The organism is Oleiphilus sp. HI0132 (assembly GCF_001635845.1).
In genome coordinates, this window is sequence record NZ_LWGJ01001565.1 from 1 (window position 1) to 1,116 (window position 1,116).

Annotated in this window: 1 protein-coding gene and 1 pseudogene; both read right to left on the reverse strand. The window is 49.4% G+C overall.

The window, feature by feature from the left end:
• On the reverse strand, window positions 1-782 hold a 782-nt coding region (locus tag A3766_RS24045), incomplete at its 3' end, for a cobalt-precorrin-5B (C(1))-methyltransferase (RefSeq protein ID WP_068643119.1).
• A gap of 5 nt (window positions 783-787) precedes the next feature.
• Window positions 788-1,116: pseudogene (locus A3766_RS31510) on the reverse strand (hypothetical protein); the annotation flags it as partial.

The window sequence follows — 1,116 nt, forward strand, 5'->3', positions numbered from 1 at the left end:
TTGATGGGCGATGTTGAGGTGGGTACTTTTCGCAAGTGCTTTAGCAGCGCACCCACAAAATCACCCATTTCAATCAACCCCATATCGTTGAGTTCATATCGCGTCTTAATCGCTTCTTCGCTGGTGCTGCCTGTGGTAGCCGCAATGTGCGTGATACCATTTGCAGCCGCTACATCTACACCTTGATGGATAGATGCAATATAGGCGGCGCAAGAATACGGCCTAACTATTCCGGTGGTTCCCAAAATAGATAAACCACCCATAATACCGAGCCTCGGGTTCATGGTTTTAAGTGCGATTTCTTCACCGTTTTCAACGCCGACAGCAACCTTAAAACCACCAGAATATTGGTATACCTTGGCCGCATTCAATAAATGTGACTGCATCATTTCTCGCGGTACGGGATTGATCGCAGGTTCGCCGACCTTAAGCACCAAACCTTCTCGTGTAACCGTTCCCACGCCTTGCGCTGAGATAAATTGCACGCCTTGTTTTTCCTCTAAGTACAGCTCTACAAATACCAGCGCCCCATGAGTCGCGTCAGGGTCATCTCCTGCATCTTTAATGGTAGCGGTGCGTACACTCTTTTCAGGTTCAAGTGACTCGTACCCTTCGATTTTCAAAGAGACGACTTTACCTTTCGGCAAAGTGATCTCAACCTCATCGGGATGTTTGTTCGCCAATAAGGCTTGGGCAGCAGCAACACAGCACGCCGTCGCGCAAGAGCCGGTTGTTAAGCCGCTGCGCAAAGGTTTTGCTTGTTCACTGCTCTCTGGCCACATAGTGCTTACCTAGCCTGCTCATTATTGCTGAGCATATTGTAACTAAGCGCATTTTCAGTGCGGTTAACAGCTTCTGTTGTAGCCGAAAATGTCGTCACGCCCAAAAACAACGCTGCGATGGCTTCTGCATTAGAAGGGAAAAATAAGTGTAGATACGTAGCCGTCAAACTACCCTCTCGATAGATTGCTTCACCCGGCGCCGAATGCCTTTGTCTTTTACCGTAGCCAATAGGTTCTGGCGTATTTGCACTTCGAGAACGATGATGCGCATGCGCTCTTACATCACCTTCAGGCAAAGCGGCGGTCTGCATCCCCTGGCAACCGCGCTTTCCGC